Source organism: Halorussus aquaticus (genome assembly GCF_024218795.1).
Lineage (GTDB): Archaea > Halobacteriota > Halobacteria > Halobacteriales > Haladaptataceae > Halorussus > Halorussus aquaticus.
Map to the genome: position 1 here is coordinate 3,157,297 of NZ_CP100400.1, position 14,043 is coordinate 3,171,339.

Consider the following 14,043-nt stretch of genomic DNA (forward strand, 5'->3'; position numbering starts at 1 on the left):
TCAACAGTCGTCGCCCGCCGAGCCGTCGCGCCCGGTGTCGTCGCTCTGAGCGATGTCGGTATCCGCTGGGTCACGCTCGTCGTCGGGTCCGGTATCGTCCTCTTCGGTATCGAACGGTTTTATCCCGGCTTTCTGCCACGCGCTCACGATTTCGTCTGCCAAACGTTCGGCACCGATTTCCCGTATCGCCTCGGCAGCCTTCGCGGCCTGTTCACGGTCGGTCTGGTCGTCGGTCTCGCTGCCGTCGGTCTCGCCGTCGCCGCTGTTCGGTTCTCGGGACATCGTTATGGTCGCGTGTTTCACGGCGTCGGCGGGTCGCCGGTCCACGCCTGCTTGTCGCTGTAGAAGTTCAGCATCGCGAATTTCAGTTTCTCGGCCTGCACGTCCAGCATCTCTCCGCGCTCCTCGGGCGGGAACGTCTCGCGGACGCTGTACTTGCCCATCTCGCGTCGGCCCGCTTCGGTGTAACGCTTGTCCACCAGCACGCGGACGCCGAAGTCGTCGGGCGACCGGATGACCCGTCCCAGCGCTTGGCGCGTCTTTCGAATCGTCGGAATCTCGACGGCGTACTCCCACCCGGAGTCCCGGCCCGACCGGTCGGCGAACGTCCGGTCGTACGCCTCCTGAACCGCCTCCATCCGGTCGTTCAGGTGCGGGTAGGGCACGCCGACCACGACCACGGTCCGGGCCTCGTCGCCGTCGAAACTCACGCCTTCCGCGAGGGTGCCCCAGAGCGACGTGAACAGCGCGGCGTCGTCGTCGGCGACGAACCGCTGGCGGAGGTCCTCCACCGACGTTCCGGGTTCGTCCATGTAGAGGGTCGCGTCGCCGGGTTCTCGCGGCGTATCGCCGCTCGAGTTCCCCGAGGCGCTTCGCGCCTCGCTATCGCCGAACTCCCGGCCGAGTCGGTCGTAGTACCGCTCTGCCTCGGCGTAACTCGGGAAGAACAGCAGGGTGTTGCCCGCCGTGAACTCCACCGCGTCCCGGAGGACGCCAGCGATGGCCTCCTGCGTGTCCGGGTCGTCGCGCTCGCTGGAGAAGAGCGCGGGCGTCTCGACCGCGAACGTCCGGCGGTTCTCCTCGGGGAACTGGAGACCGTAGGCGATTTCGGCGGGGTCCTCCAGCCCCAGCACGTCCGAGATGACGTCGAACGGACGGAGCGTCGCGCTCATCAGCACCGTCGCGTACACCTCGTCGAAGAGGTCTTCCGTGACCTCTCGCGGGATGCAGGTGTAGAGTTCCGCGCGGCCGTACACCTCTTCGGTCGCCTCGTCGCGCCGGACCGACACCACGGGGTACTGGCCCAGTTCGGCGCTCTCGTCCATGAACGACTGGACGAACCTCGCGGCCTGCAGGGTCTGGCACTCCTGTCGGGTGGTGGATTCGCCGTTCTTGTACGCCTCCTCGTACTCTTCGTCTAACTCCTTGCCGAGGTGAACGGCGAGTTCGAGTTCCGTGTCGATTCCCTTGCCGGTGTACTGCTGGAGGAAGTTGAGCGTCAGGTCGTCGCGCTTGCCCTCGTTGGCGATGGAGAGGTCCTCCCAGTTGTCCCCGACCTGCTCGCGGTCGCCGAACCCGAACGCGTCCTCGTAGGTCTCTTCGAGCGCCGCCCGGAACGCCGAGACGACGTTGTAGGCGGGTTCGGCCCGGGCGTCGTCGGAGTCCTGTAGTTCGTCGAGCGCGGAGTCGAGGGTGTTCTCGGTCAGCGTCCGCGTCGCGTGTTCGCGGGCGGTGTCCTCGACGTTGTGGGCCTCGTCGAAGATGGTGATGACGTCCTCGGGGTCCCGGTCCAACCACCGGAAGAACTGCTCGCGTATCATCGGGTCGAGCAGGTGGTGGTAGTTGCAGACCACCAAATCCACGCCCTCCATCCCGTCCTTCAGGAGTTCGTAGCCGCAGAGCTGCTGCTCCTCGGCGTAGTCGTAGATGTCGTCGGGCGTGCGCACGTCGTCGTAGAGCCACGAGTAGAACTCGTCGTTGTCGCCGACGAGGTTGTTGTAGTAGTACTCGCAGGTGTTGTTCTCTTCGAGGCTCTCGACGCGTTCTTGGACCTGTTCCAACTCGTCCATGACCGCGCTCCGGGCCTCGGCCGCGCGCTCGTCGCCCTCCTGACTCGCTTCCAGTAGTTCCTCTTGGCGGTCCTCCAGTTCCGCGAGGTCGCTCTCGGCGTCCACGACCTCGTAGGTGTTGTCCCGCAGGACCTGACACTCCTCGAACCCCACGTCGATGTGACACATCGACCCCTTCCCCCGGAAGACCACCGCACGGATGGGTTCCTCTCGGGTGATGGCTCGCGCGTCGGCGACGAACTGGCGCATCTGCTGGTGGACGTTGGTCGTGATGACGACCGTCTTGTCCTCCTCGCGGGCGTACTCCAGCGCGGGGACGAGCGACGACAGCGTCTTGCCCGTCCCGCAGGCCCCCTCGAACAGCACGTCCTGCCCGCGGGCGAAGGTGTTGTAGATGCGGTCCATCGCCTCCCGCTGGTTCTCGTACGGCTCTTCGTAGGGGAAAAAGCGCATGTACCCGTTCGTCTCTGCCACGGGAGTGGGTTTGCTCGGCTTGACGTTTAAACTCTCGCTTGCGAGTGGAAGTGTTGGATTCGCTGAACGCGCTTCGCGTCCTCAAGTTATCACTCGCTGACTCGAGACTCGAGGAACTGGGCGAGCAAGTAGAGCGGCATTCCGTAGAGTACCAGTATCGACGTGCCCGACGCGAGCGTTCGGAATGTATCAGAGGTCGCTGGCGACGTGAGTTGGAGGGTAATCAGAGCGAGGAAGTACACGGCGAGGGCGAGTAACCTATCCGTCAGGTTCATACGCAGATATCTAACTAAATATAGGTGAACCTGTCGAGTTCTACCGGTGGAATAATCGGATAGCTGAGTAGAAGACGTTCCGACGTTCCTTCAGAATGGCTAGCGCAGAACTACCCCGCCGCCTCCTCTTTGCTCCGCCACCGCGTCTCGGGTTCGATGTACACCTTCGAGACGCTCCCGTTCTGCTCTATCAGCGCGTCCTCCAAGTCGGTAATCTTCTGGTCCATCTCGGCCGTGGCGATGCCCTTGTCGAAGGCGACGTCCGCGGTGAGAATCGCGTCCTCCGGGCCGAAGACCACGGTCCGGAAGTCCACGATGTTCACCACGCCGTCCCACCCCTCGATGATGTCTCGCAGTTCCCGCTCCTCGGACTTCGGCAGACTCTCGCCGAGCAGGAGGCGCTTGTTCTCCCACGCGAGCGCAACCGCGAACCCCATCAGCATGAGTCCGATGAGCAGCGCCGCCACCGCGTCGTAGAGCGGGTTGCCGGTGAGTCTGGAGAGGTAGATTCCGAACAGAGCGATGCCCGCACCGGCCATCGCGATGGTGTCCTCGGTGAACGCGGTCAGCGTCGTCACGTTGGTGGTCTTCTTGAACGCCTCGGCCAGTCCGCTCCAGTCGTGTTGCTCGATGTCCTTCTTCATCCCGGCGTACGCCTTCTTCAGCGCCCACGCCTCGAACAGAATCGCCGCGATGAGCACGCCGTAGTTGACCCAGACCGCCGGGAACGTGTACCCGAGCAGCGTGGTCGCGCCCTGTTCGGGGACGTGTGGGTGCATGATGGCGTCGTAACCGTGTTTCGCCGACTCCCATCCCGCGATGCCGAACAGGAGGACGCTCACCAGAAAACTGTAGAAGAACTGTGCCTTCCCGTATCCGAACGGGTGGCCACGACTCGCCTCTTTGTTGCTGTATCGGATGCCGATGAGCAGGAACACCTGATTGCCGGTGTCCGAGATGGAGTGGTACGTCTCCGAGAGCATCGCCGCGCTCCCGGTCAACAGGAATCCGAGGAACTTCAGCACCGCTATCGCGCCGTTAGCGACGAGCGCGGCGATGACGACAGACTTGCTTTCCGCCATTGGCGTAGCCTTCTCGCTCGCCGGACAAGAAACTGATTGCAGACAGAGACGGAAACGCTCACGAGTGGGGCGCTCCTACGACGAGACATGATAACCGTCGTCTCGGACACTCACAGTCGGTCCGGCCACGAACTGGCGGGGCGCGCGAAGGAAGCGGTCGAGGAAGCCGACGTCGTCGTCCACGCCGGGGACTTTCTGAACGGGGCGGCACTCGACGCGTTCGAAGCGGTCAGCGACCGTCTCTACGGCGTATACGGCAACAACGCCACGCCCGACGTACGCGACCGTCTCCCGCCCGAACGCACCTTCGAGGTCGAGGGCGTCCGGTTCGTCCTGACGCACGGCGACGACCGCGGCGCGACCGGACTCTCGCTGCTCGGTCGCCAGCAGGCCGCCGACGTGGTCGTGTTCGGTCACTCCCACCGCCACGCGGTCAGCGAGGGCGAGGACGTGCTCCTGCTCAACCCCGGCAGTCACGCCGACCCGCGGGGCGGCGTTCCGACCCACGTCGAACTCCGACCGACGGACGGCGACGCGGGGACCGACGCCAGACTCTCGGGCGAGATTCGCCACCGCGACGGGTCGGTCGTCGAGTCGTTCGAGATAGAGTGATGTCCGCCGTGCCCTCCGTCTCCGGAGTCGCGCTGGCGGTCGGTCTGTTCGCGCTCGTCTGCGGCGGAACGCTCGGTGCCTACGGCGTCTACCAGCAAACCACGGACACCTGCGAGTCCGGAACCGGACTGACCGTGCACCGACTCGCGGCGAACGAGACGGCCGACCCCGCCCTCGAACGAGTCGCGTACGAGAACCTCTCCGCGGCCGAGCAGGAGGTGTTCCGCGAGATACTGACCGCAGAGACGACCCCGGTCTATCAGCAGTCCGGCGTCCTCGACGGACTGACTCGGAAGGTCGTCACGTACCGCGGCGGGCGGTACGAGACCTCCCGTCAGTTCGAGTCGGACTGCTTCGGCGCGGGGGAGACTTACGCCTTCCTCGGTGGAGTTGTCGCGCTCCTCGGGGGACTCGTCGCCGGCGGCGCGTACGGGTGGCGTCGCCGGCGCTGACACTGGCTATCGCGCAGAAAATCCGAAATCGACTGACCGCCCCGCAGTGAGAGGCACAGGAGGGAGGGCGGCGGCGTACGGACACGGGGTGCGGGGAGTTCGGCGGTGGTGGAGGGCCGAAGCGGGGCGGTACACTACTGCCTACGGTCCCGTATATCAAATACTTCCCGTAAGCTAAAAACTCCGTTTTAGTTACCGGCGACAGTGCGTATTCATCGCCATTGGCGGCTCATTCGCTTCGATTCGCGTAGTACCACCACGCGAACCCCAGCGCGATGACGAGCGCACCGCCAGCGAAGAAGACGAGACCCGGCGGCACGGCGTTGGCCGCGGCGTCGGCGGTCTGTTGGGCCGCGTCGGTCGATTGGACCGTCATCCCGCCGCCTCCGGTTTCCGTGGCGGTGTCCCCGCCGGAGGCACCGAAGAGCGAACCGACCCCGTCGCCGAACGCCTGCTGGACCGCGACGCTCAGGAGACCGAGCGCGCCGAACGCGCCCAGCAGGCGCGAGAGGGCGGCTTTCAGTCCGGTGGCCTTCTCTTCGTTACCGGCGAACACGACCAGCGGTCGGTCGGCGGGCGCGTACACCTTCATCTCGCGGCCCTTCTCGGAGTACACGGTGTCCACGACCTGTATCACGTCGGCGTCCTCCAGTTTTTCGAGGTGATACTGGGTGTTCTGCAACGACGTGTCGATGGTGTCGGCGAGCGCGGAGGGCGTCGCGGGGTCCTCGTGGAGGGCCGCCAGCAGCTCGCGGGCCGTCCCCGAGGAGAGCGCCCCGAGCAGGTCGTCGGCGTCGTCGCTATCGACGCCGATGACCCTCGGTTCGGCGGACTGCGGGGCGGTCGCGTCCGAGGTGGAGGGGAGGAGGTCAGCCATAGGTCTCCGTTGCCACCCCTCTCCCATCAACTTTGCCACCGTTCGGCGCGTCGAGCGTCGAAACGAATTTGGTCAGTCAACCGAATGGAACGCACATGGACTTCATCTACAACAACCCCATGGTGGTCGGCTTCGTCGTGCTGCTGCTCGGTTTCGTCTTCTTCATGTACCTGTTCATCCGCCGGACCGTCACGGGGTTCCGAGAGGGCGTCCAAAACGGTCGACAGTAGTCGCACCGCGCTCCGCCGCCCTCACGCTTCGACCGCGTCGCCGATGCGCTCGGCGGCGTCCGCGATGTCGTCGCGGTCCACGTCCCAGTGAGTGCAGAAGCGCGCCACGTGCGTATCGAACTGGGTTCCGAGAACGCCCGCGTCCTCGCAGGCGTCGAGGAACTCGTCGGCGGTCAGGCCGGTCGCCTCGGTGTTCACGAGGACGATGTTCGTCTCGGGGTCCTGCACCGACAGGCCCTCGACTCCGGCGAGTCGCTCGGCCAGCAGTCGGGCGTTGTCGTGGTCCTCCGAGAGGCGCTCGACGTTTTCGAGCGCCAGTAGACCCGGCGCGGCGACGATTCCGGCCTGCCGCATCCCGCCGCCGAACAGTTTCCGGTTGCGCCGGGCGCGTTCGACGAACGCCTCGCTCCCGGCCAGCATCGACCCGACCGGCGCGCCGAGTCCCTTCGAGAGGCAGAACATCACCGAATCGACGTTCTCGGTCACGCGTTCGACCGGCACCTCGTGAGCCACGGCCGCGTTGCAGACCCGCGCGCCGTCGAGGTGGACCGGGACGCCGAGGTCGCGAGCGGCCTCCGCCGCGGCGTCGATTCTCTCCGGTGCGACGGCGACGCCGCCCTTGCTGTTGTGCGTGTTTTCGAGCGTGAGCAGTCCGGTTCCCGGTCGGTGGAGGTCCTCCTCGACGTACTCCTCGCGGACCTGCTCGGGGGTCGGAACGCCGCGTTCGCCGCCGTCGAGCGTCCGGACCTGCAGGGTCGATAGCTGGGCCATCCCGCCGAGTTCCCACTTGACGACGTGGCTCTCGCGCTCGGTCAGCACCTCCTGTCCGCGTTCGGTGTGGGTCCGGACCGCGACCTGATTGCCCATCGTGCCGGTCGGGACGTAGAGGGCGTCCTCCATGCCCACGAGGTCGGCCGCCCTCGCTTCCAGTTCGTTGACGGTCGGGTCTTCGCCGTACACGTCGTCGCCCACGTCGGCGTCCCGGGCGGCGTCACGCATCGCCTCGTCCGGTGTCGTCACGGTGTCGCTCCGCAGGTCTATCATGTCCGTCCCTTGCCCGCGGCGGGTCAAATACCCCGCGGTGGCGTGTCAGTTCTGCCGCTGCTGGTCGGTGGCGGGTCCAGTGTGGCGATTCAGACCGTGGACCGAAAGCGGTTTCCCGGTTTCGTCAACATTTGCCTGTATGGACCCCCGAGTCAGAGAGCACGCCGAAATCGTCGTGGACCACTCTACCGAAATCGAGGCCGGTGACAACGTCGTCGTCAGCGCTTCCTCGGCGGCGGAAGACCTGACGCTCGCGCTCTGTGAGACCATCGGCGAACGGGGTGGGCTTCCGTTCCACGTCTCGTTCCGCAACGACCGGACGCGCGCGGCGTTCCTCGGAGGCGTCTCGCCCGAGGACGTCGATACGCCCGACCACGAACTCGCGCTGGCGGAGGCCGCCGACGTGTGGATTCACGTCCGCGCCCACGACAACGTCGCCGAGATGAGCGCGGTTGAGAGCGACACCATGGCGGCCTACCGCAAGGCCCAACTCCCCGTCCGCGAGGAGATTCTCGACACGACGTGGGTCCTCACCCAGTACCCCGCGCCCGCCGACGCGCAGAACGCCGAGATGAGTACCGAGGAGTACGAGGAGTTCGTCTGGTCGGCCATCGGCAAGGACTGGGCGGCCCAGAAGGCCCATCAGGAGGAGATGGTGGAGATTCTCGACGCGGGCGAGGAGGTCCGCATCGTCTCGGGCGAGACGACCGACCTCACCATGAGCATCGAGGGGATGACCACCATCAACGACCACGCGAAGAACAATCTCCCCGGCGGCGAGGTGTTCACCGCGCCGGTCGCCGACTCCGTGGAGGGCGAAGTGCTGTTCGACAAGCCGCTCATCCACGAGGGTCACGAGGTCGAGGACGGCTACCTCCGGTTCGAGGGCGGCGAGGTCGTCGAGTACGGCGCCAGCAAGAACGAGGACGTGCTGGGGCAGGTCCTCGACACCGACGAGGGCGCTCGCCGACTCGGGGAACTCGGCATCGGGATGAACCGCGACATCGACCGGTTCACCTACAACATGCTGTTCGACGAGAAGATGGGCGACACCATCCACCTCGCGGTCGGCCGCGCGTACGACGAGTGCCTGCCCGAGGGCGAGACGGGCAACGAGAGCGCGGTCCACGTGGACATGATTGTGGACATGAGCGAGGACTCCTACATCGAAGTCGACGGCGAAGTCGTCCAGCGAAACGGGACGTTCCGATTCGAGGACGGGTTCGAGGAGAGCGAGGCCTGAGCGGAGCGAAGGCCTCGAACCGGAGCGGGGAGCGAAGCGACCCGCGGAGACGTAGGGTTCTTTTTCGTCGACGTTTTTCGAGGAGAGTCGCCGAAGGCGAGTCGACGAGGAAAAAGGTCGGACGCGGACGTTCCGATTCGAGGACGGTTTCGAGGAGAGCGAGGCCTGAGCAGAGCGAAGGCCTCGAACCGGAGCGGGGAGCGAAGCGACCCGCGGAGACGTAGGGTTCTTTTTCGTCGACGTTTTTCGAGGGCTGAGCGTTCGTCTTCTTCGCGAGTACGTCCGACGAACCCCGATCCCCTTTTAAACCACCACCGACGCCGAGAACGTGGCGAAGATACCGAACCGATGTAGTCGGCCTGAACACCCTCGCAACGACGGAGAATCACCGTACGGCTTCGGGGATATTTGTCACAGCCCCATATTATTTCAATTTACTTTGAACGATATCTAACCGTGTGTCGGTTTTCGTGCGCCTCGGCCGTAAGATTTCTCTACTTAGCTTACATTGCAATTTAAGTGTTTGGGCCATAGACTCACACCTCGTGACGAAGGTATCGTGTCCCGACTGTGGTCGCAGTATCGCTATGCACGAACTCGAAACTCGAACCGTTGCCCAACGCAACGACTTCCAGACCAACTACAGATGCCCGTTCTGCCGGTCTGACATAAACGACGTAGGCGACCTCTTCTGAACGGCGGGCTGATTTACTCCTCTCAGAAACCGACGACGGTCCATCACCGGAGTCGACCCATCTCCGGTCGAGAGCGTAGAGTCCGTCTACTGCTTTCCGTGACGATATTCCTCCGGAGCGGAGCGCCGCGACGAGTCGCTCGTCCGGTCGCCGACCGTCCGGTAATGACCGACGAAGTCACTCCGTCGGCGCAGCGGTGTCAGTCCGCGTGTTCCGTCCGGCCGGTGCCGATTCCTATCGCACTCCGAGCGTTCGAGACGCTTCGCTGGAGGAGTTCGCGGACACCGTCGCGACGTTTGACGAACAACCCGACGCCGAGGACGACGTAGACCGCGGTGTAGGCGTAGAGAATCGAGATACTGATCGTCGAGGCAGTTGCTTCAGCGTAGGTTCGAATCACGTAGAACTCCGCGAGAACTTGCGTAGCGAACAGGACGAGTAGCACGAGGGCCTCGCGAGTGCTGATCTCGAGGTTCGTCAGGATAGCGATGGCGAAGAGGCTCTGTGCGGCGGTGATCCAGATCTCCGCCGCCTGCTTCGAATCGAACGAGAGCGTCCCGATAGCGCCGGCAGAGATGGAGTAGACGATGGCGAGGGTGCCGATGAGCAACGTCCACTGATTGAGCTTCGAAGAGATGAGCGCGTTGAAACCGGCGGTCGAGCGCGCCTTGTTCACCAAGTAGGCGACGACGATGAGTTCTGGACTCTCCGAGGCGAGCGGTGCGAGCCACTGAATCATGAAGAACTCGGGGATGCCGTACTGGAGGCCCAACTGCTCCAGTCCCTCGGCGAACGGGTGGACGGCAGTGAAGATTATCGCCCCCGAGAACGCGAAGCCGAAGAGGATGAACGCAATTCGGGGGACCTTCGAGTACTGTTGGAAGTAGGCCGGAACGCCGATGTGTTCCTCGGAGTGCTCGACGTCACCGCGAATGACGACGAGGATGTACAGCACGAACAGTCCGACGAGGAAGAGCGTATCGAGCGGCCCGATACCGCCACTGAGCGGGATGAAAAACGCGTACGCCGTCGCGACGAGGAGGAACGTAATCTCGGTCGCGATTCCCGGGTCGAGCGTGACCGCGTCAGTGAGGAATCCCGACCGGTACTCGACCGCCGGGTCGTCGGTGCGCTTCGCGCGGTAGATGGTAAACAGTGCGATGCCCGACCAACCGAGACCGATGAGAATGCGGTTCGCACCCGTCATGTTGGCCACCGCGAGGTTGGCGGCTTCAGTGGAGCCAGCACCGGCCTCCCACGCGTAGAGCGCGTCGACGGCGTACTCGGGGGCCACGGCCAGCACCGCCAGCACCGCGATGGCGAACGCCTGTGGAACGTCCTTCTCGGCGGTTTCGGCCGCCCACGCGAGCAGGAACGCCGCACCCACGATTGCGAGACCACCGACGAGGACGGCCATACCGGCCGTGATGTTCTCGCCCGGATGCACGGTTCCGTATCCACCAGACGCGACGAACGTCCCTATCCACGGGACTGTCAACAGCAGGGCGACGGCGACCGCGACGAGTGGGTGGCGAAACCTATCGAGCACTAGTTCGTCAATGGTGAGTCGGACACCTACCTCTTATGCCCGTCGTCTCTCCGGCCCAGACCGTCCTCGGTAGATGCCATTACAGTGAGACGAACATATAAACGCGCCAAGTGCCTTATAGACCCGTGCACTCCGAAGAGTTCGAGAACGAACTGACGCTTCTCACCCATCAACAGAACGGAAACGAGGACGAGTTCCACGAGGCCTACGAGGCGGCGGTGGAATCAGTGAAGGCCGATTTAGGAGCGTACCACGGGCTACGCATCGACGGCAGTCACGTCGACGCCGCCGACCGATTCGAAGTGACGAGTCCGGGGGACTTCGACCTCGAAATCGGCGAGTTCGCCGCGGGCGGCGAATCGGAGGTCGACGCCGCAGTGAGCGCCGCCTCGGCGGCGTTCCCCGAGTGGGAACACCGCGATATCGAGGCGCGCACCGAGGTGTTCCGGACCGCTGCCGACCGCATGCGGGACCGAAAGTTCGAGTTGGCGGCGACGCTGTCGCTCGAAAACGGGAAGAACCGGACCGAGGCGATGGCCGACGTCGACGAGGCCATCGACTTCCTCCGGTTCTACAGTCGGGAACTAGAGCGCTCCGACGGCTATCGGTTCGATACCGGCCAACCGACGCCGCATCAGCACACCACGAACCTGCTACGCCCGTACGGTGTCTTCGCGGTCGTGGCTCCGTTCAACTTCCCGTTGGCCATCCTCGCCGGAATGACTACCGGCGCGATGGTCACCGGAAACACCGTCGTCGCCAAACCCGCGAGCGCGACGCCGCTGATCGCACACAAGTTCGCGGATGTTCTCGCCGACGCGGGCCTCCCGGACGGGGTGTTCAACTTGGTCACCGGGGGCGGGAGGGAACTCGGTCAGCCCCTCACTGAACACGAGGACGTCGCGGGTGTGGCGTTCACGGGGTCGCGCGAGGTCGGTCTCGGTATCGAGCGGACGTTCCGGGAGCAGGGCAAGCGCGGCCCCGTCATCGCCGAACTCGGGGGGAAGAATCCGGTCATCGTCAGCGACGAGGCCGACCTCGACGATGCAGTCAACGGGGTCGCGATGGGCGCGTTCTCGTTCAGCGGCCAGAAGTGTTCGGCGACCTCTCGCGTGTACGTCTACGAGGACGTCTTCGACGAGTTCACCGAGCGATTAGTAGAGGCGACCGAACAACTGGGCATCGGGCGCGGCGAACACCTCGATACCGTCGTCAACCCCGTCATCGACGACGGTGCGCTCGACCGATATCGGCGAATCACCGAGCGGGCGCGGACCGACGGGACGGTCCGGACGGGCGGGTCCGTCGTCGACGACGACCTGCCCGAAGGGCGATACGTCGAACCCACCGTCGTCACCGACATCCCTCACGAGCACGACCTCGCTCGAGAGGAGCACTTCCTCCCGTTCGTGACCGTTCACCCCGTGTCCGGCTTGCAGGAGGGCATCGCGAAGTCCAACGACAGCGAGTACGGCCTCTGCGCGGGCATCTTCTCGGAGGACGACGAGGAGGTCGAACGCTGGTTCGACGGGGTCGAGTCCGGCATGTGCTACGCCAACCGAACTCAGAGCGCGACCACGGGAGCGCTCGTGCAGGCCCAGCCCTTCGGCGGCTGGAAGTTCTCGGGGACGACCGGCAAGTTCGCCGGCGGTTACTGGTACCTCCAGCAGTTCATGCGCGAGCAGAGCAGGACCCGCGTCGAGTAGGCATGCATCTACTATTTCAGATTTTGAGGCGGGGTTCCAACACCCTTCCGTGACGCAGAGTCCGTGGGCGTTGCTGGAATCGACGGTAGCCTGCCGGTCTTGACCGCAACTCGAACGGACCAGTAATCGACTTCGGAGATAATCAGCATCGAAACTGAACAACCCACGCGTTGCACGGGCACGATGGGAGTGAGTAGACCTTCGGTTTACCAACGCCGAAAGGCGCTGCGCCCCTTTCGGAATTTGAACCAGAGCCAGACGTCCTCACTTCGTTGCGCGCGACTGGTAGGATTCAAATCCCCCTGCGAGCCGGTTCGCTCGTCACTTCGTTCCTCGCTGTACGGGCACGATGGGATTTGAACCCACGACCGTCGGATGTCTTCTCCGACCGGAGTGACCGGCCGGAATAGAAGTCCGACGCTCTTTCCAGACTGAGCTACGTGCCCTCACCGATTTGTTCAGGCGGCCTCGGCAAAAGACCTTAGGATTTCACTCCCTGAATAGTTTCGGCTTCCACGGTCGCTGAGAGAACTGCGCCGTGGTTCCCCTGCTGTCGGCTACAGACTGAGTACCTGCGGTCCTCCGCTGAACATAGCGTTTATACGCAACTCCGCACTACCGATACCCAATGAGAGTAATCGGAACCGTCGGCTTGCCGGGGAGCGGCAAGGGCGAGGCCGCCACCGTCGCCGAGGAACTCGCCATCCCCGTCGTGACGATGGGTGACGTGATTCGCCGGGAGTGCCGCGACCGGGGACTCGACCCGGCCGAGCACCACGGCGAAATCGCCAGCGCGCTTCGGGAGGAGAACGGTCCCGACGCCATCGCCCAGCGGTCGCTCCCCGTCGTCGAGGAGGCGCTCGACGGGAGCGACACCGTCCTCGTGGACGGCATCCGTGCGGGCGTCGAAGTCGAGCGCTTCGAGGAGGCGTTCGGCGACGCGTTCACGCTGGTCAGCATCGAAGCGCCGTTCGAGGTCCGGGCGGAACGCGTCGAATCGAGGGGTCGAGACGCCACCGACGCCGAAACCCTCCGGGAGCGCGACGAGCGCGAGCGCGGGTTCGGCATGGACGAGGCCATCGCCCGCGCCGACGCCGCGATAGACAACACCGCGACGCTGGAGGCGTTCCACGAGAAGATTCGCGCCCTGCTGACCGAGGGCGTCGAGGGACTCGAACGCGAACGCGCACAGGAGGCCTGATTCGACCAATGATATACAGCATCGACGTGCAGATTACCGCACCCGTCGCCGACACCGAAATCGCGGACCGAGTCGCCACCGCCATCACCAACATCTTCCCCGGTGCCGAAACCGAGAAGCGCCACGGCGAAATCTCGGCGGAGACCCACTCGCTCGACCACTTCTCGGAACTGCTGCACCGTCAGGAGATACTCGACACCGCTCGCGGCGAGTTCTTCGGGAGTCGCCGTGGGAACACCCTCGCGTTCGACCTGAAGAAACAGGCCGCCTTCGAGGGCGTCGTCAACTTCGCGGTCGGTAACCCCGACGAACTCGGCGACATCCACGTTCGAGTTCGCGTCGAAGAGCCGAGCGTCGAGGAGTTCGTGGACCGCGTGGCTCCGCCGACGGAGGAAGGGAAACCCGTCACGCAGGACGACTTCGAGTAGAAAAGACAGAAAGATTACGTTTATTCGGATTTTACTTCCCCAAGCCATCACGGGTTAACGAACTTCTACTGCCATTTTTCGGCAGCTACTCGACTAGTCCGACGAG

Annotated in this window: 14 protein-coding genes and 1 tRNA gene; 7 read left to right on the top strand and 8 right to left on the bottom strand. The window is 64.4% G+C overall.

What is annotated here, in order from left to right; all coding sequences use genetic code 11:
* From NGM06_RS16250 to NGM06_RS16265, 4 genes are all read right to left on the bottom strand, one after another.
* Nucleotides 1-327 (bottom strand): hypothetical protein, encoded by a 327-nt coding sequence (locus NGM06_RS16250; RefSeq protein WP_254267965.1) that lies wholly within the window; start codon nucleotides 325-327, stop codon nucleotides 1-3.
* Entirely contained in the window at nucleotides 300-2,543 is a 2,244-nt protein-coding gene (locus NGM06_RS16255; protein ID WP_368410450.1) for an ATP-dependent DNA helicase, read from the bottom strand. The genes NGM06_RS16250 and NGM06_RS16255 overlap by 28 nt, the downstream gene beginning before the upstream one ends.
* A gap of 89 nt (nucleotides 2,544-2,632) precedes the next feature.
* A complete protein-coding gene (locus NGM06_RS16260) occupies nucleotides 2,633-2,818 on the bottom strand; it encodes a hypothetical protein (RefSeq protein ID WP_254267966.1) in 186 nt (61 codons plus the stop codon).
* A 110-nt stretch (nucleotides 2,819-2,928) separates the two neighbouring features.
* Nucleotides 2,929-3,900 carry a cation diffusion facilitator family transporter gene (locus NGM06_RS16265; protein ID WP_254267967.1) on the bottom strand — a complete coding sequence of 324 codons (972 nt, stop codon included), beginning with the start codon at nucleotides 3,898-3,900 and terminating at the stop codon, nucleotides 2,929-2,931.
* 87 nt (nucleotides 3,901-3,987) lie between these two features.
* On the opposite strand from NGM06_RS16265, the gene NGM06_RS16270 reads away from it, so the two are divergent.
* Entirely contained in the window at nucleotides 3,988-4,512 is a 525-nt protein-coding gene (locus tag NGM06_RS16270) for a metallophosphoesterase (RefSeq protein WP_254267968.1), read from the top strand.
* A complete protein-coding gene (locus tag NGM06_RS16275; protein WP_254267969.1) occupies nucleotides 4,512-4,964 on the top strand; it encodes a DUF7979 domain-containing protein in 453 nt (150 codons plus the stop codon). Before NGM06_RS16270 ends, NGM06_RS16275 begins: the two co-directional genes overlap by 1 nt.
* A gap of 229 nt (nucleotides 4,965-5,193) precedes the next feature.
* Here the strand turns inward: NGM06_RS16275 and NGM06_RS16280 are convergent, their stop codons facing one another.
* A complete protein-coding gene (locus NGM06_RS16280) occupies nucleotides 5,194-5,841 on the bottom strand; it encodes an ArsR/SmtB family transcription factor (protein WP_254267970.1) in 648 nt (215 codons plus the stop codon).
* Between the two features lie 95 nt (nucleotides 5,842-5,936).
* On the opposite strand from NGM06_RS16280, the gene NGM06_RS24175 reads away from it, so the two are divergent.
* Nucleotides 5,937-6,071 carry a DUF7859 family protein gene (locus NGM06_RS24175; RefSeq protein WP_256567941.1) on the top strand — a complete coding sequence of 45 codons (135 nt, stop codon included), beginning with the start codon at nucleotides 5,937-5,939 and terminating at the stop codon, nucleotides 6,069-6,071.
* Nucleotides 6,072-6,092: 21 nt separating this feature from the next.
* Here NGM06_RS24175 and NGM06_RS16285 read toward each other — a convergent pair whose 3' ends face one another.
* The gene (locus NGM06_RS16285; RefSeq protein ID WP_254267971.1) at nucleotides 6,093-7,115 is read right to left on the bottom strand and encodes a threonine aldolase family protein; all 1,023 of its coding nucleotides are present in this window, start codon (nucleotides 7,113-7,115) and stop codon (nucleotides 6,093-6,095) included.
* A gap of 139 nt (nucleotides 7,116-7,254) precedes the next feature.
* Here NGM06_RS16285 and NGM06_RS16290 point away from each other — a divergent pair, with 139 nt between their 5' ends.
* Nucleotides 7,255-8,358, top strand: coding sequence for an aminopeptidase (locus NGM06_RS16290; RefSeq protein WP_254267972.1), 1,104 nt, complete (start codon nucleotides 7,255-7,257; stop codon nucleotides 8,356-8,358).
* Between the two features lie 894 nt (nucleotides 8,359-9,252).
* On the opposite strand, the gene NGM06_RS16295 is transcribed toward NGM06_RS16290, so the two are convergent.
* On the bottom strand, nucleotides 9,253-10,602 hold the full coding sequence (locus tag NGM06_RS16295; RefSeq protein ID WP_254267973.1) for a calcium:cation antiporter family protein: 1,350 nt from the start codon (nucleotides 10,600-10,602) through the stop codon (nucleotides 9,253-9,255).
* Between the two features lie 125 nt (nucleotides 10,603-10,727).
* On the opposite strand from NGM06_RS16295, the gene NGM06_RS16300 reads away from it, so the two are divergent.
* The gene (locus NGM06_RS16300) at nucleotides 10,728-12,308 is read left to right on the top strand and encodes an aldehyde dehydrogenase family protein (RefSeq protein WP_254267974.1); all 1,581 of its coding nucleotides are present in this window, start codon (nucleotides 10,728-10,730) and stop codon (nucleotides 12,306-12,308) included.
* Nucleotides 12,309-12,649: 341 nt separating this feature from the next.
* On the opposite strand, the gene NGM06_RS16305 is transcribed toward NGM06_RS16300, so the two are convergent.
* Nucleotides 12,650-12,754 (bottom strand) — tRNA-Arg (locus NGM06_RS16305).
* Between the two features lie 182 nt (nucleotides 12,755-12,936).
* On the opposite strand from NGM06_RS16305, the gene NGM06_RS16310 reads away from it, so the two are divergent.
* Nucleotides 12,937-13,509, top strand: coding sequence for an AAA family ATPase (locus NGM06_RS16310; RefSeq protein ID WP_254267975.1), 573 nt, complete (start codon nucleotides 12,937-12,939; stop codon nucleotides 13,507-13,509).
* Nucleotides 13,510-13,517: 8 nt separating this feature from the next.
* Nucleotides 13,518-13,937 carry an RNA-binding domain-containing protein gene (locus tag NGM06_RS16315; protein ID WP_254267976.1) on the top strand — a complete coding sequence of 140 codons (420 nt, stop codon included), beginning with the start codon at nucleotides 13,518-13,520 and terminating at the stop codon, nucleotides 13,935-13,937.
* The last annotated feature ends 106 nt before the right edge of the window (nucleotides 13,938-14,043 follow it).

What these genes read in the sequence shown, in the direction of transcription:
- NGM06_RS16260 (WP_254267966.1), bottom strand. Translation starts at nt 2,818, where the DNA reads ATGAACCTGACGGATAGGTTACTCGCCCTCGCCGTGTACTTCCTCGCT.
- NGM06_RS16265 (WP_254267967.1), bottom strand. Translation starts at nt 3,900, where the DNA reads ATGGCGGAAAGCAAGTCTGTCGTCATCGCCGCGCTCGTCGCTAACGGC.
- NGM06_RS16270 (WP_254267968.1), top strand. Translation starts at nt 3,988, where the DNA reads ATGATAACCGTCGTCTCGGACACTCACAGTCGGTCCGGCCACGAACTG.
- NGM06_RS16275 (WP_254267969.1), top strand. Translation starts at nt 4,512, where the DNA reads ATGTCCGCCGTGCCCTCCGTCTCCGGAGTCGCGCTGGCGGTCGGTCTG.
- NGM06_RS16280 (WP_254267970.1), bottom strand. Translation starts at nt 5,841, where the DNA reads ATGGCTGACCTCCTCCCCTCCACCTCGGACGCGACCGCCCCGCAGTCC.
- NGM06_RS24175 (WP_256567941.1), top strand. Translation starts at nt 5,937, where the DNA reads ATGGACTTCATCTACAACAACCCCATGGTGGTCGGCTTCGTCGTGCTG.
- NGM06_RS16285 (WP_254267971.1), bottom strand. Translation starts at nt 7,115, where the DNA reads ATGATAGACCTGCGGAGCGACACCGTGACGACACCGGACGAGGCGATG.
- NGM06_RS16290 (WP_254267972.1), top strand. Translation starts at nt 7,255, where the DNA reads ATGGACCCCCGAGTCAGAGAGCACGCCGAAATCGTCGTGGACCACTCT.
- NGM06_RS16310 (WP_254267975.1), top strand. Translation starts at nt 12,937, where the DNA reads ATGAGAGTAATCGGAACCGTCGGCTTGCCGGGGAGCGGCAAGGGCGAG.
- NGM06_RS16315 (WP_254267976.1), top strand. Translation starts at nt 13,518, where the DNA reads ATGATATACAGCATCGACGTGCAGATTACCGCACCCGTCGCCGACACC.